This is a genomic window from Flavobacterium frigoris PS1, from assembly GCF_000252125.1.
Classification (GTDB): Bacteria; Bacteroidota; Bacteroidia; order Flavobacteriales; family Flavobacteriaceae; genus Flavobacterium; species Flavobacterium frigoris_A.
The window spans coordinates 127,187-147,502 of sequence record NZ_AHKF01000017.1; the positions used below are offsets into that span (position 1 = coordinate 127,187).

The following is a 20,316-nucleotide window of genomic DNA, read 5'->3' on the forward strand; positions in this document are numbered from 1 at the left end:
ATAATAGCACAATGAAACAGGACATACAAGAGCAGGTAGCGGAACCGGTACAAACGGTAGTACAAAAGTTAGAAAGTTGGTTTGATACCTTCATCAACATGCTTCCCAATATGGCAGTGACCTTGTTGCTATTGATCATTTTTCTTGTGCTTGCAAAGCTTGGAAGTAAATTATTTAGAAAACTTTTCTACAAAGCATCAAATAACGAAGCATTGGGACATTTATTTTCCACTATAGTTTATGGCGCAATCCTGAGTATCGGGCTTTTTATTATGCTTGGTGTTCTTGGGCTGGATAGGGCTTTAACCTCAATATTAGCAGGAATTGGTGTGATAGGTTTGGCATTGGGTTTTGCTTTTCAGGATATCGCTGCCAATTTTGTTTCGGGTATTATCCTGGCCTTTAATAGACCTTTTAAAATTGGGGAAATCATAGAAGTAAATGATATAATGGGTCAAGTAACTCGAACTGGCTTGCGCGATACAGCTATTGCGACTTTTCAGGGTCAAGAAGTTTACATTCCGAATAAAGACTTTTTACAGCATGCCTTTTACAATTTTTCTGTCTTAGAAAAAAGGCGAATTGATATAACCGTTGGAGTTTCTTACGCAGATGATCTTGATAAAGTTGAAGATGTTGTATTGAGCACAATAAAAAACCTGGACGGTGTGATAGATAAAGATTTGACGGTTTTTGACTATTCTGAATTTGACTCTAGTTCCATCAATTTTAATATTCGATTTTGGATAGAATATCCTGGAGAACCCAGCTACTTTGCGATGAAAAATAAAGCCATCAAAGCGATTAAGAAAGCATTTGATGAACAAGGTATTACTATTCCTTTTCCAATTAGAACATTGGACTTTGGAATTAAAGGCGTACAAAAACTCTCCCAAATGGAGTTGAATAAGTAGGGAATAACCAAAGAAGTAAATTAAGGTCCCAGTTTATGAAAATTCCAATGCACGAAAGCGGTCTGTCAGATCTCTTTTAATTGTTAATCTATAAAATAAAGTTTTGAAAAAAGAAGTAAACACATCTCTAACGCAAAATATTTTCAGAATCCTATTAGCTCTATTTATGGTCTATGCCGGATTTAGTCATCTTACTTTTAACAGAATCGATTTCCAAGCTCAGGTTCCTGATTGGGTTCCATTGAGCAAAGATTTAGTGGTAGTATTATCAGGTATTGTTGAAATAGCATTAGGCCTGACTTTACTGTTGTGGAAAAAGCAACGAGTAAATTTTGGATGGGCCTTAGCCCTATTCTTTATCCTGGTTTTCCCGGGAAATTTAGCTCAATACCTTGATGGAAAAGATGCTTTCGGAGCTTTAAATTCTGATAGTACCAGATTAATCCGACTTTTCTTTCAACCGGTTCTCATAGCTTGGGCACTTTGGTCGTCTGGTGCATGGCAGTCATGGAGAAATACTAAAAAATAAACAGCATGCTTAATCAATAATTAAATTAAAAGTCGACTGACATGAAAGTATTGCAAATAATATAACACGGTGAACTTAAAGACAGTTTATCAATAAACGAAATATAAGAACCATAAATAAAGGCTACAGATATTCTTTTAGTGAAACAAAAACAACAGCTCTCAACTCTATTGAATACAAAATGGTGAGTGGTGAATTAAAAGATATGGTCTCACTGTAAATTCTCATCACAATTGGCTTTGATGCGAGCGGTGTGATTGTGGAGAAAGGCGCGGAAGTCACAATGAGTGCTCCTTCGTTTTTTGATGCTGGATTTGCATATGATGGAGGACATCTACAAATATCTATATCTCTTAACTATTAAATTTTAAAATTCGCTTATGTTTATCTGAAGCTTCAGCGAATTAAGTTAATGAAAAAAGCCCGCTCGAAAGGCTTGTTGGAAAAGTTCGAAAACCTGATCGCTCAGATATACGCAGAAGTTGTCGCAGCATTGCATTCTTTGTACACAAAGAGCATCGACATTCCAAATCTAGAAAGTGAAAAGTTCAATAATATTTGGTAAAAATAAATTCGAAATGATATGGACTGACCTGCGAAGTTTCTAAGAGGATATCAGCAAATAAAGCTTTATTTGCGTATGGCGCCACAGCCTAATAAATAAGATTAAACAAAAAGGGAATTCAACGCTAGTTGAGTTTCCTTTTTTTATGGATTGTGTTTTTAGGAGCAGAAGGATTTGTTTTCAAAACAACTTTTGGTCCTGCTGTTCATTACAATCCTCGCCCGCTTCGCAAGGGCTCGGGATTTTCATTTCCATCAGGGCTATTGAGAACATTTTTGTTTCTATAATACCGTTTCAAGTTTTATAAAGAATTAGTTATATATTTGATATAGTATATTACGTTATAAAAAAGCGACAATCTACCTGATTCTGGGCGTATAGGCGTTATTTGGTAGTGGGTATATGTTAGTTGACTTTTATTATGCTGACGACCGCTCAATATATAATATTAAACAAAATGAACGATGACAAACAAAGACTTTTCAGAATTAACTGATCAAGAATTATTAGACGAAGCAAAAAAAATGAAATCATTTTCAATCACTAATGCTTTGATTATTGGAGTTTTAGTAGGAGTAGTCTTTTACAGTATTGTTAAGAACAGTTTGGGAATGCTTACATTAATCCCTTTGTATTTTATCTACAAAATGATTAATGACCCTAAAAACAAAAGAAGTAAAGACTTGGAAGAACTTTTGAAGGTACGGAATTTGAAATAACCAATAATAGAAAGAGAATACTGATTGGACTTACAACAGTTCGATAATTTGCTAAAGAAAAATAGGATAACAGTTTTTTTTTTTTTTTGAATTATTTACTTGCTTAAAGACTGAACTCGTAGCAAAAATCGAATCGCTTATCAACAAAAACTTTGACAGCCAAGTAGCAGCATAGCGTTCTTTAACTTTTACTTGAACAAGTTTAACGAACAGACTTTTGTTTATATGTGAATACAGATTAAATAAATAACAGCAGCTAGCCGCCATTTTGAGCTAGCTGGAATTTAGTGGAATATCAGTTTTCGCATCAAGTTTTCGTTCCACCGAAAACGGAAAGGTTACGAAACACCAGCCATCTTAAGGTAGCAGAAAGTTGTGCAAAATTTACAAAAACACCTCTAATTATAAAACAATAGAATTAAATGAAAAAAAGCTTACTTATTTTAACATTTGGACTTTTAACAACCTTGAATTATGCTCAGGAAAAAAATGACATAGGAACAGAAAAAGTTTTCCGAGTAAATTTTTTAAATCCAGCAATTGAATTGGAAATTCCGACAGGACAATATTCAACTTTTTCTTCAGCTCTAGGAGTTGGCTATGGTGGAGGATACCCTGATTTGACTTATGGTGGAAACGGATTTATTTATATAATTAGTCCGTTTGCAGATTTTCAACAAAAATGGTTTTACAACTTAAATAAAAGAAACGATAAAAACCGAAATACGGAAAATAACTCTGGGAATTTTGTATCGTTAAGATTTATAACACGTGGAAATTCAATAGCGGAAAATGTAAGTAGGACTTCCGATTTTGATTTTGCATTTGGACCAACTTGGGGAATACAAAGGAAATACGGAAAAAATTTTCACTTACTATTTGACGTCGGACCTCAATACTACTTTGACACAGATGGAAATGGAAATATTTGGCCAATTATGTTACAACTTAATTTAGGATTTGACTTAAAAAGGAAATAAAAACGTTGCATAACCGCCGTTTGGCTATATGGCGGGTTTAGATTTAATTTAAAGATGGTTTTGTGTTAGCAAAACTAGTGTCTAACCGAAAGTTTAGGCTTTCCTAATCCGCTACATTGCAAAGCTTGAGAACTTGGTGGCCATTGTAAAAGACCACATAAAAAAAGAAAAGAATGAAAATTACTATCACGACTATTTTTGCTTTTTTGACAATGTTTGCATATGGACAAAATATGTCAAATTTAAAAGAACTTGGAAACAACGAAACAATCCCTACAGGACAAGCAGTAATTTATGGAAACTTTATCCAAAGACTTGGTTTTAGTAGCGGTGGATTTCCACAAGACATTAAAATAATTAACATAGAAACCAAAGAGCTTTATACTTTTAGAGTTAAACCGACCTTCAAATCTGCAAAAGAGAATACTTTTTGTTACACTTTAAAACCAGGGACATATGCGATTAGCAATTATTTATGGACACAAAGTAAGTGGTATGGAGCCAAAATGGTTACAGAACCAGTTTTTAAAAATATTGACGCTACTGACCAGATTGAAAACAAAATAAACACAGGAAAACTGAAAGAAATTGATTTTGTCCCATTTACATTTACTGTAACTGAAAACACATTGAACTATTTAGGTACCTGGCATTTTGATACAGGACTCGTGAAATTTACAAATGACAAACAAGTATTTGACATAAAAATTATTGACAAGTACAAAAAACTTGATTTAGCAACAGCGAAAATAGTTTTACCAAATTAACGAGAATAACAATAAACCTCTAATATCATTTTTGCAAAAATGCGGCTTTATTGCTAAGATGAACTTAGGTGCTTTCTAGGGCCCAGCTCCGTAAAGTCCAGAACCGTTAGTGGCTCTTCGAAAAAAGATACGAAAATTAGATAACCAATAGACAATAGGAATTAATTATATCATACTAAAAATAATAAATTATGTCAAGAGTTGGAATGGTAATAGGTTTAGTAATCGCTTTTGTAGGTTGGATTTTATACCGACTTATAATTAAAAAGGACTTAAATAAAAATTTAAATAATCTGTACCTTGGACTATTTTTTATAGGAATATGGGTATTGTTTTATTTTTTTATTGTTGATTTTTTTTAAAATCCACTATTGCGTGTTTTCGTTGAGCTCTGCTATTGGTCTGCGACGAATACCTGCTTAAATAAGAAGATTAAACCTTGTGTTCACAATGCGGCTGCCAGAAAAAAACGATTTTTTCTAAATCTAAAAATTATGCTTTTTCATTGGTGACTAGTAAACCAGTAATAATACCTGGCATGCTCAGGTAACCGCTAACGTTGGCGTAGAATTGCTTTCTGCGTACACAAAGAGTATTAACAATACAAATCTAGAAAGGGAAAAGTTCAATAATGCCCAACCAACCCTTGTTTTTTCTAGCTATTCTCCAGTACTTTTCTGGTATGAGTACCCTTTGTAGTAGCGGGGCCGTTGTAGACAACGTTTAAAGGAGGGAAACTATAATATTTATAAGTGCTGAATTTAAAATGCTTGTCCGATTCCAATATAAAACAACTTATCTTCTTTTGAGATCCCATAATCAAAAGATATAATTGTTGACTGATTCCAAGCAACTCTTGCTCCCAAACCATAGGAATATCTAATATTTTTTAAGTTTAAGTTTCGCCAATCATCTCTTACTGTCCCCGCATCAAAAAAGGGTGCGACACCAAAAGCAAATCTTTGTTTACCTAGTTTTGTTTCGGCAATTCTGTATCTCAACTCAACATTTGTAAACCATAATGAACGTGCTAAAAATCGATTTGCTCTATAACCACGCAATGATTGTTTTCCGCCAAGTGAATTTATACTTCCTTCAGGACTCCATTGGTCTTGAAATTCAAAAAATGGCGCGTTTGAACCAAAAATAGTGCCAACGCCAAATCTTCCGGCTAATACAGTTCTTGTCCCAAAAGGTAACTTTTGATAGGCTCGTGCTTGAATAAAAAGTTTATTAAAGTCAAATTGTGAACCAATGTACTTACTGGAATATTCATTTGCTATTTCAAAATAATATCCTTTAGTAGGGTCTGGTTCAAAATCTCTTGTGTCATATATCAAAGCTGTTTGCAAAATTGAAATCCAACCACCATTTAGTCCAGAAATTTGTCCTTGGTCAAAATCTCTTTGTAAGAGTGAAAATCCATTTGGTGCAGAAGTTTCTTCTTCGGTAATCGGATTGATGGCCTCTGCCTGTTCGCCTTCAAAAGTTTTGTAGCTTAGATGTTGTATTTCATAACCGCTCATTATTCGCCATTTTCCATTTCCTAGAGCATAATCTGCTTTTATATTAAGCATGTACTCTGTTTCTCTAAATCTGTTAGATAAAGCATCTGTTACAAAATCTGCTTCGCCAATTCCGCCAGGTCTTACTATTTTTCTAGCTCTGTCAAACGCTGCATAAGTTGAAAAAGTGGTGTTTTCATCTGATGGAAGCCTAAGATTACCTAAAGTTGATTCTGTTAGACCGAAATATAAATTAGCTGGATTTTGCTGCGCTTTAAAATCAATCTTAAATCTCCAGCGTGTTCCTTTATAATACGGAATATCTAACGATAAAATTAATTCTCTTGCATTTGAGGTGTAATAGGCTACATTGGCTTTTAACTTTGCTAAATAGGGTGTATGAGCAAAAAGTGGATTTGTTCGTTCTCCATTCCAATAAACGTTACTCCTAATGCCAAAACCAAAACCTGTCACTGGATCAGATGAAAAATCAGGTAAACCAGTTATGAATGTTCCTTCGCGTTTTTTCAAAAGATCATCATCAGACATTTTTTTTGATTTTATGAATGAAAGTGTATCAATTGCTTGAGCTGTAACTGAATTTGTTATAATTAGTAGAATAACACAAAGTAATAATTTCCCTGATGTTTTTTGTAATGACATTTTTGATGAACTTTATAATTATCCATCAAATAAAGTGAGTAATAAATTAAGTATCACAAAAGATAAGTACAGAACAATTTATTTAGCCTAATTAGACATTTTATAAAAGATTTTTTTTGAATTGAGTAGGCGTTAAACCTTTGGATTTCTTGAATATAGCATTAAAAGAAGATTTGGAATTAAAACCTACATCTACAGCAATTGCTAAAAGTGTAAAATGGTTATTTTGGTTGTTTTTCAATCTTTTTATAAATTCTTCAACACGATATTTATTAATAAAATCTTGAAAATTTGTATCCATATGTTCGTTTAATACTTGGGATATATATTGACGAGGAATATTGAGCTTTGCAGAAACCTCTTGAATTGATAATTTCCCATTAAGATATAATTTGTCCTTTTCCATTGAAGAAATTAAATCAATTTTGTACTTGTTTACCATTTCTAAATTTAAATTGGAATTCTTGTATTTGCCTATTTCGATTTTAGGTAAAATATCGTTGCCATTATTGAATAATTTAAAAGCAATGAAATAGAATAAAAATGCAACAACTAATAAAAGATAAGTATTAAAATTTTGGTCTCTGAAAAATGGTAATTCTGATAGTCCAACAATTTTAAAAATATCATTTATTAATGAGAATACAAATAAAATAGCAATTGGAATAATAAAATAAATAACCCAAATTTTGCTTTTAACTGTGACAACTGAATATAAAATTACAAATAAGTAAACCACGAAAGTTAATTCTGAAAACACTTCAAAAATTTCAACAATTAAATTTTCTTTAACCAATTTTATTTCAATTACCTCAAGAATCAAATAAAGGATATTGGGTAGAAAAAAAAGATAATCTAATTTCTTAAATTTTTCTTTACCACTTTTGTAATATCTAAAAAACAAAAAAATAAATGTTACAAAAAGAGTATTGTCGAAAAGAAACCAATCAGTATTTTGAGCGAATAGATTATTTTTGTCATCGCCAATAATGTAAAGTATAACGGAAAGCAAGCTTCCAAAGAACAACCAAAAAGTAGTCTTTTTGTAGTCTTTGCGATTAATGAATAGAACATAAAGGACAAAAAGCCCTTGTACTAAAGCAATTATTTGAATTGTTTTGAGCATTGTATTAATTAAAAGATTGCAAGTTACAAAATTCACAAATCAGATTATCATTCAAAATACTTTTAAGGTATGCGTATTAGACCCTCTTTTGGTTGTCGTCTGAGATAATTCCCTACTTAAATAAGAAGACAAAACCTTGTGTTAATAATGCGGCTACCAGAAACAAAGGGTTTCTTCTAAATCTTAAAATTAAGCTTTTTTATTGGTCAACAATAAACCAGTAATAATTATGCCCATGCTGATGATTTGGGCCAAAACAATAGCTTGATTTAAAAAAAAGTAGGCCAGTATTCCACTAAAAACTGGGATTAAATAATAGATCAATGCCGTTTTACTGGTTCCTATTAAACAAATTGCTTCATTCCACAAATAGTATGAAATGAGAGATGCGCAGATGCCAACATAGGTTGTGGCATAAATGGTTGTGGAGTCAAATGTAACTTGATTATAATATAAATGTTCCCATAAATAAAAAGGTAGTAGTAGAATAGTCCCTATAATAAAGATGGTAAACAAAAATACCTTTGATGGGATTTCTTTGGGTTTCAGCCGGACCAAAATGGTATAGCTAGCAAAGAAAAAGCAGGCTAAAAGCATTAATAAATCGCCAATAGTAAAATTTATTTCGAGCAAGGATTGTATAGAACCTTTGGTAATTAGTACCAAAACACCAGTTATAATTGTTGCTATGCCTAACATTTTAATAGCAGAAACTTTTTCTTTAAATACAATCCGAGATATAGCAACAATAAATATGGGAATCGAAATTGCTATCAAGGATAAATTGACCGCCGAAGTTGTTTTACCTGCAAAGTAAATTAATGTGTTAAAGATGGTGACTCCTAAAATTGCCGTTATTATCAAATACCCTTTGTTTTGTAGTAAAATGGTTTTGTTTTTTAGCGTACTTCGCAAGGCAAAAGGAGCTAAGACTACACAAGCGGTTGTCCACCTCCAAAAAGCCAATCCTACAGGCGGAATATGGCCTTTTATACCGCTCGCAATCACAAAATTCACTGACCAAAGTAAGGTAGCACACAATGCGAATAAAACGCCTTTTGTCTGGTTATTCATATTCTAAATTCTAAAGAGATAGTTTTAAACGAGCTGATTAATTTTAGCATGCTGCAATAAGAGGATTGTCTTTGCATCTTTAATTTCTCCAGACGCAATCATCGCATAAGCTTGGTCATAAGACATTTCCAGGACATCAATGTTTTCCTCTTCATGTGCTACTCCGCCGCCTTCATTTACTTTCATCGATTCGTCATATTCCCCAACAAAAAGATATAAAATTTCAGTTACAGCACCAGGAGACATATAGGTTTCCATAACTTTATGAACAGTAGTTAGGCGATATCCAGTTTCTTCTTCGGTTTCTCTTATAATGCATTGTTCTGGATTGTCTTGGTCTAACATGCCTGCGCAAACTTCAACCATCATCCCTGTTTTATTTCCGTTGAGGTAGGTTGGTAAGCGGAACTGGCGAGTTAGAATGACTGTTTTTTGTCGTGTGTTGTACAGCAGTATTGCAGATCCATTTCCTCTGTCATAAACTTCTCTTTTTTGGGTAATCCAAGAATTATCGTTTTTTTGATAATCGAAAGTTACTTTGTTTAAAACGTACCAATTGTCAGAAAGTAGTTCGGTTTGTTTTATTTTTATTTCGGGGTTTTGCATTCGTTTTATTTTGATTTATTAATGTTAAAATTAAGGGTTTCTAGGACTTAAACTAAGGTTTTTAAATGTACTTCCCCAATTATTATTGTTATTGTCATTTGGAAGACCTGCAGTGGTTAATAATGCATCTTGATCAGTAGCGTCTTTTTTCCATACCCAAGCACAAACTGAAAGTCCACGGGTAGAAAGAATACCCAAAAATGGTTTTGGATCCATTACGTGCCCTGCGTTCATTGGGGCGGTTTCTCCAAAAATAACAGGTATTTTTTTATTTTGTAATTGGCTTAATCGGGAATCGATCGAAGAGGGGTTATCCAAAAGCCATTTTTCGTAGGCATGAATGTCAAATAAAATATTTGATTTGTTAGCTAAGAATTCATTTGCTTTATTTAATAATACACTCTCGTCTTGTCCTTGTTCGGCACAAGGGATTAGGATGATGTTTTTATTGCCAGTGTCTCGTATAATTGTAGTCAATTCATTCATGTCGCTCATCCACTGCGTATCGGTATATCCATCAGCTCTATCGTATCGATAAGGTTCATTCCAGACTTCAATCCAAACATCAGCTTGATTTTTGAATTGGACTGCCCATTGTCTCAAGGTTACTTTATAAGCATTCCACCAGAAAGTTTGCGTGGGACTTTTTCCAGTAAACTCCGTTTCGCTATTACCATCCCAGCCAAAGGCGCATAAAATTGTTATTCTGTTGTTTTTTCGATTGTCATCAACGATGCTTTGCAAGGAATAAAGATAAGAACCATTCGAGGATTGGATTGGACCAGCCGTTAGTGGCGTTTCTTTACTATTTCCAATGAATTCCCTTGCAATGTCAAGGTTCCAACTGTTCATGTCGCCACTACCAACACTAAAGACATGAAAAGCATTTGCTCCTATCAGTTGAAGAGGTTTATCGTTGTGTATAATAGCCGAGCCAGAAATTACATATTCTAAATTACTCTCGTTTGAAACGGGTAAATCTTCTTTTTTACAAGATGAAAAAAGCGCCAAATATAAAAAGAGGAATAGGAAAAGGCTGTTTTTTTTAGGCAGACTCATTGAAGTTATACTTTTTATAAATTGAATTTGTGAATTGTAAAAATACATCTTTTTATAAAAAAAACGTCCCGATGAATCGGGACGTTAATTACTTTATTTAAGTATTGTTTGCTTTCTGTCTGGTCCTACAGAAACAATTTTTATAGGAACTTCAACTTCTTGTTCAATATATTCGATATATTCTTTTAGTTCGATAGGTAATTCCTCGTATGTTGTCATACCAGTCAAATCAGCTTTCCAACCTTTGAATTCTTTGTAAACTGGAGTTACATTTTCTGGCTCAATGTTGTAAGGGAAATGAGCAATCTTTTCTCCTTTATAATTGTAGTCAGTACACACTTTCAAAGTTTCGAATCCAGAAAGTACATCACCTTTCATCATCATTAACTGTGTTACACCGTTTACTTGGACAGCATATTTTAATGCTACTAAGTCTAACCATCCACAACGTCTTTGTCTTCCTGTAACAGAGCCAAATTCGTTTCCTACGCGTGCCATTGTAGTACCATCTTCATCAAAAAGTTCAGTAGGGAATGGTCCGCTACCTACACGAGTTACATATGCTTTGAAGATTCCGTATACTTCTTTGATTTTATTAGGTGCAATTCCTAATCCTGTACAAGCACCTGCAGCAGTAGTATTAGATGAAGTTACAAATGGGTACGTTCCAAAATCAACATCAAGTAATGAACCTTGAGCTCCTTCACATAATATTGTTTTTCCAGCCTTTTGAGCTTGGTGTAAATATTCTTCACTGTCAATAAAATCTAATTTTTTTAACTCTTCGATAGATTCAAAAAATTCTTTTTCAAGTTCTTCTAAATTATATTGAATGTTTACGTCATAAAAAGCAATCATTGCTTCATGCTTGTCAGCAAGAGCTCTGTATCTATCTTTGAAATCTTCTAATTCGATATCTCCAACACGAATACCGTTTCTACCTGTTTTGTCCATGTAAGTTGGCCCAATACCTTTAAGGGTAGAACCAATTTTTGCCTTACCTTTTGATGCTTCCGAAGCAGCATCTAACAAACGGTGAGTTGGTAAAATTAAATGCGCTTTTCTTGAAATGATTAATTTACTTTTAATATCTAAGTTAAATTTCTCAAGACCTTCGATTTCTTTTTGAAAAACTACAGGATCTATAACTACCCCGTTTCCAATTACATTTACAGCTGTTTTATGAAAAATTCCAGAAGGAATGGTTCTAAGTACATGTTTTATTCCGTCAAATTCTAAAGTATGTCCAGCATTTGGTCCACCTTGAAAACGAGCAATAATATCATAATTTGAGGTAAGTACATCAACGATTTTTCCTTTTCCTTCATCTCCCCATTGTAATCCTAGTAATAAATCTACGGCCATTCTGTTTATTGTTTGTAGTTAAGTTTTTATTAGATGAACACCTTGCTAGTTGTTCGTGTATTTTTGTTTCCTAAATATCAGTTTCTGATTTCGGAACTTTTTTGACTCCATAAAAATATAAGGAGTGATTAATTATGTCAATATCGAAAATTTCTTCGATTGTACTTTTTATTGATTGTATCCTTGGATCACAAAATTCGATTACTTCTCCAGTATCAGTCATGATAATATGATCGTGCTGCTTGTCGAAATAGGACTTTTCGTAATGCGCTTGGTTTTGGCCAAACTGATGTTTCCGAACCAAAGCACAGTCTAAAAGTAATTCGATAGTATTGTATAACGTAGCTCTGCTGACACGATAGTTTTTGTTTTTCATTTTGATATATAGGTTTTCTATATCAAAATGCTCTTCACTTTCATAAATTTCCTGAAGTATAGAGTAACGTTCAGGAGTTTTACGATGCCCTTTTTTTTCAAGATACATTGTAAAAACATTTTTTACAATTTCTTGGTTTTTGTTGTTATCTGTGGAAATGAGTGTCATATCTGGCAAAGATAATAAAAAATTTTAGCCACTTGACCCCCAAAGTGGGAATAAAAGGTGGATTAAATATTTTTTTGATTAAATAATTTGTTTTGCATGTAGTATTACCCGCTGTGGGTCATGATGCTAATTTTTATATATCCTTGTCACTTTATCAACTCCATCAATTTTCTTGATGTTATCTATTAGTTTTTTCAAAATTGTGATGTTTTGGACAACGACAACAACTTGCCCCTTGAAGAGACCAGCTTCACCATTTAAAGATATACTTTGAATATTTACGTGCATATTATTCGAAATCACTTTAGTCAGCTCATTTGTAAGTCCTAAAGTATCCATTCCCGTAATATTAAGGATAGCCTTAAATTCTTGTTGTGATGAATCAATCCATTTTGCCTGCATGATGCGATAGGCATAATTAGACTGCATAGCAATGGCATTCGGACAATCCTTTTTATGCACCTTGATGCCTTCATTTATAGTCACAAATCCAAAAACGGGATCTCCTGGAATGGGGTTGCAACAGGTCGATAATTTATAATCTAATTTATCCTGCGCTTTACCAAATACCAGCATATCGTAATTGCTATTCAACACCTGTTTGTGGATGTCGACATCTGCTGTTTGCTCGGTACGTTTGATTTTACTTTTAAAAAAATTCATTAAAGTATTGCTTCTCTGGGCAGCAAAATCTTTAAGTTGTTGATTTTCAATTGAGCCAACACCAACTCTGTAAAACAAGTCTAAACTGGTTTTTAATTTGAAAAAATTAACTAAATCATTAACAACGGACTCGTTTAGAGTAACTTTAAGATGTTTAAGTTTACGTGTAAGGACTTCTTTTCCATCTTCGGCAATCTTTTTTGTATTTTCGTTCAGGACATTCCTAATCTTATTTTTGGCACGCGAGGTGGTAACATAATCAAGCCAGTTCATTGTTGGCTTTTGATTTACAGAGGTAATGATTTCAACCTGGTCACCATTTTTTAATTCATAATTAAGCGGCACTAATTTTCCGTTAACTCTTGTTCCCCGTGTTTTAATTCCTATTTCAGAGTGGATGCTAAAAGCAAAATCTAGTGAGGTTGCGCCCTTTGGTAACGATTTTATATCTCCTTTTGGAGTAAAGACATAGATTTCCTTAGAGTAGAGGTTCATTTTGAAATCCTCCACAAAATCTACTGCACTAGTTTCTGAATTTTCAAGTGCCTCTTTTAATAAGTTTAACCAATTATCTAAGCCACCTTCTTCTGACTGGCCATTTTTGTATTTGTAGTGTGCTGCATAGCCTTTCTCTGCAATTTCGTCCATTCGTTCACTTCGAACTTGCACTTCAACCCAGCGTCCTTTTGGGCCCATAACTGTTATGTGAAGCGCTTCGTATCCGGTAGATTTTGGTGATGAAATCCAATCGCGCAAACGACTTGGACTCGGTCTGTAGTGATCTGTTACTATGGAATATATCTTCCAAGCCAGAAATTTCTCCTCAGGTGGAGCCGATTTGTAAACAATGCGAAGGGCAAATTTATCATAAACTTCATCAAAGCTTACGTTTTGTGCCTGCATTTTTCGTCTAATAGAATAGATGGATTTTGGGCGTCCTTTTATTGCATATTCGATTCCCTCGGCGTCTAATGATGTTTTGATAATATCCGAAATATCCTTAATATAAGCATCTTGTTGCTCTTTGGTTTCCTTTATTTTACTTATAATTTCATTATAAACGTTGGGTTCCGTGTATTTTAAACCTAGGTCCTCTAGTTTTGTTTTGATATTATATAAACCCAAACGATGTGCTAAAGGGGCATAAATGTATAGTGTTTCGGATGCAATTTTAACTTGCTTGTAGTCATCCATTGACTCCATAGTTTGCATATTATGCAGTCTATCGGCAATTTTGATAAGGATAACACGGACATCGTCATTAAGTGTCAAAAGCATTTTACGGAAATTTTCCGCTTGCATAGACACATTCATGTCTTTTTGAACCAATGAAATTTTAGTAAGACCTTCAACAAGTTGCGCTACTTTTGGATTAAAAATACGCTCTATATCTTTTACAGTAGTGGGCGTGTCTTCAACCACATCGTGCAATAATGCAGCAGCAATGGATGTAGCTCCCAAACCTATTTCAGAAGCGACAATTTTTGCCACAGCAATGGGATGGAAGATATAGGCTTCACCTGATTTTCTTCTCTGTTCTTTATGGGCTTCGACAGCAACATCAAAAGCTTTTCGTATCAGTTTCTTGTCTTCGGGAGTCAAGGTTTGGTAACTGATACGAAGTAGTTCTTTATATTCTTGAGCAATCGCTTTATTTTCTTTTTCTATATCAATTTCTGTCATAACGGCATGGTTCATTTTCTAAAAATAACTATAAGTTTACATATATGCAAGAGATAAATCAATGCTGAAAAATAAAATACTAAATTCTATTTTAAAGTTGGTTTACGCCTAATTAGTAGCCGTTTTTGTAAAATCCAAATCTTGGAAATCATAACTAAAATCAGTTAAATCAGAAATGGGTTTCATTTTTAGGCCAGTCACTTTTCCATTACTATCAAATTCAAAAAACAGATGTGCATCTGCATGCAAATAGGCATTGTCCCATTTCACCACATAATTCCCTGTTTTATAGAAAAACACTTCTCCTTTTAGTTGAGCAGAACGCTTAGATTCAAAGAATAATTTTCCTTTTTTCTCAGTGATTAATACGTCTCCAAACCAACTGTCAGTATAAGTGCCTGTAATAGCTTTGTAGTCTGTTTTTAATTTGGCAGTCTTGTTCTTTGCTACGGTAGCCCAAACTTCATCAGTAAGTTTATCAGCAGAATCTTCATTGGCTTTGATACGACTGCTGTAAAGGGCGACATAGTCCTCTGATTTTATATCAAGATAGCTGTCCTTTATCGTATTAGTGATTGCACGAAATGCAGCACCTGATTGTTGATTAGTCAGTACAATAATACCCAATTGCAATTCTGGAAAATAAGTAGTTTGCGTTACAATTCCTTCTAGTCCACCAGTATGTGTTACTTCTTTGTATCCTTTTACATCGCTCAAAAACCAACCTAATCCATAGGCTTTAAAATGAGAATTATAGGGAGCTACTGTATTAATTGGTATTAAAGTTTGTGGTGTCCACATTTCAGCATGCTCTTTTTCAGAGAACAATTGTTTGTTGTCAGGACCGTATTTCCCATTATTCATTTGCATAATGGCCCATTTACTTAAATCATTTACGCTCGAATAAATTCCGGCTGCAGCATCAAAAAGTTGGTTTTTATACCTGATTATCACCTTTAATTTTCCGTTAATAGGCACATGAGGCGCAATAATATTAGTTGTGTCCTTCAATCTTACAAAAGAAGCTGCACTATTATTCATTTCTAATGGTTCCATGATGCGTTCTTCTATAAAATCGCCCCAGCTTTTGCCGCTAACTACGTGAATCACTTCTCCAGCTACAATATATAGTAAGTTGTCATAATCATATTTTGTTCTAAAAGCAGAAACAGGTTTTAAATATTGCAGATTTTGAATGATGTCTTGCGCAGTAAAATCACTTCCGTCAGGCCAAATCATTAAATCTCCTGCACCCAGACCAAGTCCGCTTCTATGTGTCAATAAATCACGAATCGTAAATTCTTGGGTTACGTAATCATTATACATTCTAAAATTAGGAAGGTATTTGATGACTTTATCGTCCCATTTTATTTTTCCTTCATCAACAAGCATGGCTAGAGCAGCACTTGTAAACGCTTTACTATTGGATGCAATTCCAAAAAGAGTGTTTGCATCTACCTTTTCATTTGTGTTGATTGATTTTACACCATAACCTTCTGCCAAAACTATTTTTCCATCTTTAACGATTGCCACCGCAATTCCGGGAACATTAAAAGTTTTTATGGTGCGATTGACTAATTCATCCACCTGGGCAGGACTGATTTGCGCAAAAGAAAGAGTCGTTGAAATTAAAGCTATTGTTATAAATAAGTTGTTTTTCATAATTTTAATGTAAGATTTTTTAAGTAGAGACTTCCTCTTTTCGAAATAATAAAACCGCAGTAACTTTTTATTTTTAGATCTAAAATCCTCTTTGCCTTTTGGCTTCAAAAATCAAAATTGCAGCTGCAACAGAAACATTCATACTGTCAATTTCGCCTTGCATCGGGATAATGATGTTTTTAGTAGCTGCATCACGCCATTCTGGTGTTAAACCAATTGCTTCTGTTCCTACAACCAAAGCGGTTGGAGTAGTGTAATCTTGGGTATGGTAGGAAGTCGAATTTTGTAAAGTGGCACAATAAAAATTGATTTTTCTTTCTTTCAAAAAAGCAATGATTTCATCCGTTGTTCCTGTGGCAATTTGATTGGTAAAAAGACAGCCTACACTAGAGCGTACTATATTTGGATTGTATAAATCACTTTTTGGATTGGCAATTATTACGGCATCCAGATTCGCGGCATCGGCAGTTCGCAATAAAGCACCAATGTTTCCCGGTTTTTCGGGCGCTTCCGCAACTAAAATTAGTGGATTGTCTGATAATTTTAAGTCAGATAACTGCATGGATTTTGTTTTGGCTACAGCCAAAACACCTTCAGTTGTTTCTCGATACGCTAGTTTTTGAAATACATCCTTGTTGATTTCTATCAGCTCAGCAGTTTTTGCTATTTTTTTTGCTTCAATTTCAGAACAAATCTCTGGATAAAACAAGATTGTTTCCACTTCATAACCACCTTTGATGGCTATTTCAATTTCCCTCTTACCCTCTATTATAAAAGTACCAGTTTGCTTGCGGTTTTTTGCCTTTTCTTGCAATAATACCAATGATTTTATGAATGGATTTTGAACTGAAGTGATTTGTTTCAAGATATTCTAAAATTTAATTATTATTTTTTAACAAAGATACATAGAGTGTATCCAGTTTTATAAATTTAGAATGGAATATTTATGAATCTGAAATGAGATTGAATAGATAAGTTTGTCAGAACACTTTCACGCAACTATTTTTCTTTAATTTTGCCGTCAATTGTCATTTTAGCACAGTAAAATTTAGCTTTTCAATCTAAACCCACAAAAAAATCATGTTTCATTTATTAGACATCATAGGAACAATTGCTTTTGCAATGTCAGGCGCATTGACTGCGATGAGCAAAAAAATGGATGCCTTTGGGGTATTTATAATTGCTTTTGTAACTGCTGTGGGGGGAGGAACATTGCGAGATGTGATGATTGGGAGAACACCAGTGGGATGGATGCTTGATTTAGAGTATGTATATGTAATATGTATCGCTTGTGTTTTTGCGGTATTGTTCAGAAAGAAATTCGACCGCTTGCGAACTTCGCTCTTTCTATTTGATACGATCGGTTTAGGAGTTTTTACTTTAATTGGTCTTGAAAAAGGGATTAATATCGGTTTACATCCTATTATATGTATCGCCTTGGGAACTATGACAGCCTGTTTTGGAGGCGTGATCCGTGATATTCTTTGTGCCGAGATCCCTGTGATTTTCAGAAAGGAAATATATGCCACCATCTGTATACTTGGAGGTGTCGTGTTTTTTATATTAAAAAGATTTAATCTAGATAATGACCTTTTATACTTAACAACCTCTTTAGTGATTATTTCTTTTCGGTTGATGGCGGTCAAGTTCAAATGGTATTTGCCTACTTTCGAAAACAAATAAAAAAAGGTTACTTTCACAAAGTCTAAAACTTAACAGTGAAAAATTATTCCGTCCAAAAATATAAGGAAAGTGATTATGCTAATTGGAATGACTTTATTGGTCAAGCTAAAAATGCTACATTTCTATTCCATCGTGACTTTATGGAATACCATAAGGATCGATTTCAGGATAATTCCTTGATTGTTTTGCACAAGGAAAAATGGATTGCAGTTGTGCCTGCCAATGTAGTGGGGAATGAACTGTTTTCGCATCAAGGATTGACTTATGGAGGTTTAGTGTATAATGAAAAGTCTAAATTGTCTACAATTATTAACGCTTTTAGAGCTGTTTTGATGTTTTTGGATGCCAATGAAATTGAAAAACTACATCTAAAAACAGTTCCTTCGATTTACCATACTAAACCATCTGAAGAACTTCTATATGCTTTGTTTTTGGCGGAAGCCAAATTAGTACGAAGAGATAGCTTGTCAGTTATTGATTTGTCACAACAATTTAAAATTTCAAAAATAAGAAAAAGAGGTATTCAGCAAGGAATCTCAAACAAATTGGTTATCAAGGAAGAAAATGCTTTCAAGTCCTTTTGGGACGAAATATTGATTCCAAATCTAGAGGAAAGACATAGAGCAAAACCGATTCATACCATTGAAGAAATGGACCGTTTGAAACGCCTATTCCCAAATAATATCCGACAGTTTAATGTATATCATAACGATATAATTGTGGCGGGAAGTACGATTTTTGAAAGCCAGCATGTCACGCATTGCCAATATATTTCTAAATATGAGAAGCAGGAAGATTTAGGAAGTTTAGATTTTCTGTTTCATTTTTTGATTACTGAAGTGTTTGCTGAAAAACGTTTTTTTGATTTTGGTATTTCCAATGAATTACAAGGAAAAAAGCTGAATGATGGGTTGTCCTATTGGAAGGAAAGTTTCGGTGCTAGTACAATTGTTCACGATTTTTATCAGATTGAAACGGCGAACCATTATCTATTAAATTCCTTTTTTACAAAATCAAACACAGTCTCAGCATCTTAAAATCTTAAACTTTAAACCCATTTTTAATGATTCCTTTTCTTGATTTAAAAAAAATAAACGAACCTTATGAAACTGCTTTTCAAGAAAAATTGAAAGTGGTTTTAGATAACGGTTGGTATATTTTAGGGAATGAAGTCAAAGAGTTTGAAACTCGTTTTGCTAATTACTGCGGGACAAAATATTGCATAGGAACAGGAAACGGTTTTGATGCTTTGGTTTTGATTTTTAAAGCCTATATCGTATTAGGAAAACTACAAAAAGGGGACGAAGTTATCGTTCCTGCCAATACATACATTGCGAGTATTCTGGCTATTTTACAAGCTGATTTAGTTCCTGTTTTTGTTGAGCCAAAGTTGGAAACCTATAACATAGATCCTAATCTAATAACAGAAAAAATCAGCTCAAAAACCAAAGTAATTCTAGTAGTTCATTTGTATGGTCAATTGGCCGAAATGGATGCGATAAATGAAATTGCTGTTCCAAATAATTTATTGGTAATTGAAGATGCGGCCCAATCTCATGGTGCTTTTTTAGAAGTCGAATATCAAAAGTCGAAAGTCATAAGTGGGAACGCGCAGGCGTACAGTTTTTATCCTGGGAAGAACCTTGGCGCTTTAGGCGATGGAGGAGCTGTTGTTACAAATGATCAAGAACTCAGCAGCACTATACAGTCTCTGCGAAATTATGGTTCGGAAACAAAATACCATAATGATCACAAAGGAATTAATTCAAGATTGGATGAACTCCAAGCTGGTTTTTTGAATGTAAAATTGAGTCATTTGGATTCATTTAATGAACTCAGAAGAGGAATTGCTAGAAGATATTTGGTTGAAATTAATAATGACAAAATTGTGCTTCCGCATTGGGACTTGTCTAATAATCATGTTTTTCATTTGTTTGTTATTCGAACAAAAAACCGAACAGAACTACAAGAGTATTTACATGAAAACGGAATACAAACTGTAATCCATTATCCGATTCCACCGCATAAGCAAAAAGCCTTGTCTGAATGCAATGATTTGTCTTTTCCTATTACAGAAAAAATTCATGACCAGGTTTTGAGTCTTCCTATAAGTCCGGTTTTAACTGCAGCTGAAGTTGATTATATTATTTCGGTTTTAAATAAATACTGATTTGGAGATTTTAAAAAAAATATACAAATCACAACTGTT

General features: G+C 33.8%; 19 protein-coding genes. 9 read left to right on the forward strand and 10 right to left on the reverse strand.

Features of this window, described 5'->3' with window-relative positions; genetic code table 11:
* Positions 1 to 11: 11 nt before the first annotated feature.
* The 6 genes from HJ01_RS08210 to HJ01_RS08230 all read left to right on the forward strand — a co-directional run bounded on the left by HJ01_RS08210 (position 12) and on the right by HJ01_RS08230 (position 4,474).
* Positions 12 to 914 carry a mechanosensitive ion channel family protein gene (locus tag HJ01_RS08210; protein WP_007137899.1) on the forward strand — a complete coding sequence of 301 codons (903 nt, stop codon included), beginning with the start codon at positions 12 to 14 and terminating at the stop codon, positions 912 to 914.
* 103 nt (positions 915 to 1,017) lie between these two features.
* Positions 1,018 to 1,443 carry a DoxX family membrane protein gene (locus HJ01_RS08215; protein ID WP_007137900.1) on the forward strand — a complete coding sequence of 142 codons (426 nt, stop codon included), beginning with the start codon at positions 1,018 to 1,020 and terminating at the stop codon, positions 1,441 to 1,443.
* Positions 1,444 to 1,855: 412 nt separating this feature from the next.
* Positions 1,856 to 2,008, forward strand: coding sequence for a hypothetical protein (locus tag HJ01_RS17640; RefSeq protein ID WP_007137901.1), 153 nt, complete (start codon positions 1,856 to 1,858; stop codon positions 2,006 to 2,008).
* 464 nt (positions 2,009 to 2,472) lie between these two features.
* On the forward strand, positions 2,473 to 2,727 hold the full coding sequence (locus HJ01_RS08220) for a hypothetical protein (protein ID WP_007137903.1): 255 nt from the start codon (positions 2,473 to 2,475) through the stop codon (positions 2,725 to 2,727).
* 422 nt (positions 2,728 to 3,149) lie between these two features.
* Entirely contained in the window at positions 3,150 to 3,707 is a 558-nt protein-coding gene (locus tag HJ01_RS08225; RefSeq protein WP_007137904.1) for a hypothetical protein, read from the forward strand.
* A 173-nt stretch (positions 3,708 to 3,880) separates the two neighbouring features.
* Positions 3,881 to 4,474 (forward strand): hypothetical protein, encoded by a 594-nt coding sequence (locus tag HJ01_RS08230; RefSeq protein ID WP_007137905.1) that lies wholly within the window; start codon positions 3,881 to 3,883, stop codon positions 4,472 to 4,474.
* A gap of 761 nt (positions 4,475 to 5,235) precedes the next feature.
* On the opposite strand, the gene omp85 is transcribed toward HJ01_RS08230, so the two are convergent.
* From omp85 to HJ01_RS08280, 10 genes are all read right to left on the reverse strand, one after another.
* Positions 5,236 to 6,642, reverse strand: a complete 1,407-nt coding sequence (gene omp85, locus HJ01_RS08235) for an Omp85 family outer membrane protein (protein ID WP_007137907.1) — start codon at positions 6,640 to 6,642, stop codon at positions 5,236 to 5,238.
* A 100-nt stretch (positions 6,643 to 6,742) separates the two neighbouring features.
* On the reverse strand, positions 6,743 to 7,768 hold the full coding sequence (locus HJ01_RS08240) for a helix-turn-helix domain-containing protein (RefSeq protein WP_007137908.1): 1,026 nt from the start codon (positions 7,766 to 7,768) through the stop codon (positions 6,743 to 6,745).
* A gap of 189 nt (positions 7,769 to 7,957) precedes the next feature.
* Positions 7,958 to 8,842, reverse strand: coding sequence for a DMT family transporter (locus HJ01_RS08245; RefSeq protein ID WP_007137909.1), 885 nt, complete (start codon positions 8,840 to 8,842; stop codon positions 7,958 to 7,960).
* 24 nt (positions 8,843 to 8,866) lie between these two features.
* Complete coding sequence (nudK, locus tag HJ01_RS08250; protein ID WP_007137910.1) at positions 8,867 to 9,448, reverse strand: GDP-mannose pyrophosphatase NudK; 582 nt, start codon at positions 9,446 to 9,448, stop codon at positions 8,867 to 8,869.
* Positions 9,449 to 9,478: 30 nt separating this feature from the next.
* Entirely contained in the window at positions 9,479 to 10,507 is a 1,029-nt protein-coding gene (locus HJ01_RS08255) for a cellulase family glycosylhydrolase (protein WP_100208551.1), read from the reverse strand.
* 93 nt (positions 10,508 to 10,600) lie between these two features.
* Complete coding sequence (locus tag HJ01_RS08260) at positions 10,601 to 11,872, reverse strand: adenylosuccinate synthase (protein ID WP_007137912.1); 1,272 nt, start codon at positions 11,870 to 11,872, stop codon at positions 10,601 to 10,603.
* A gap of 70 nt (positions 11,873 to 11,942) precedes the next feature.
* Entirely contained in the window at positions 11,943 to 12,416 is a 474-nt protein-coding gene (locus HJ01_RS08265; protein ID WP_007137913.1) for a Fur family transcriptional regulator, read from the reverse strand.
* Positions 12,417 to 12,542: 126 nt separating this feature from the next.
* Positions 12,543 to 14,762 (reverse strand): RelA/SpoT family protein, encoded by a 2,220-nt coding sequence (locus HJ01_RS08270; protein ID WP_007137914.1) that lies wholly within the window; start codon positions 14,760 to 14,762, stop codon positions 12,543 to 12,545.
* 108 nt (positions 14,763 to 14,870) lie between these two features.
* Complete coding sequence (locus tag HJ01_RS08275) at positions 14,871 to 16,424, reverse strand: serine hydrolase (protein WP_007137915.1); 1,554 nt, start codon at positions 16,422 to 16,424, stop codon at positions 14,871 to 14,873.
* A gap of 79 nt (positions 16,425 to 16,503) precedes the next feature.
* Positions 16,504 to 17,289 carry a TrmH family RNA methyltransferase gene (locus HJ01_RS08280; protein ID WP_007137916.1) on the reverse strand — a complete coding sequence of 262 codons (786 nt, stop codon included), beginning with the start codon at positions 17,287 to 17,289 and terminating at the stop codon, positions 16,504 to 16,506.
* Between the two features lie 215 nt (positions 17,290 to 17,504).
* Here HJ01_RS08280 and HJ01_RS08285 point away from each other — a divergent pair, with 215 nt between their 5' ends.
* From HJ01_RS08285 to HJ01_RS08295, 3 genes are read left to right on the forward strand one after another with little or no spacing between them, the layout of a single operon-like run.
* Positions 17,505 to 18,107: a trimeric intracellular cation channel family protein gene (locus tag HJ01_RS08285; protein WP_007137917.1), complete on the forward strand. Its 603-nt coding sequence runs from the start codon at positions 17,505 to 17,507 to the stop codon at positions 18,105 to 18,107.
* 35 nt (positions 18,108 to 18,142) lie between these two features.
* Positions 18,143 to 19,144, forward strand: a complete 1,002-nt coding sequence (locus tag HJ01_RS08290; protein WP_007137918.1) for a hypothetical protein — start codon at positions 18,143 to 18,145, stop codon at positions 19,142 to 19,144.
* Between the two features lie 26 nt (positions 19,145 to 19,170).
* Positions 19,171 to 20,277: a DegT/DnrJ/EryC1/StrS family aminotransferase gene (locus HJ01_RS08295; RefSeq protein ID WP_007137919.1), complete on the forward strand. Its 1,107-nt coding sequence runs from the start codon at positions 19,171 to 19,173 to the stop codon at positions 20,275 to 20,277.
* Positions 20,278 to 20,316 lie beyond the last annotated feature (39 nt).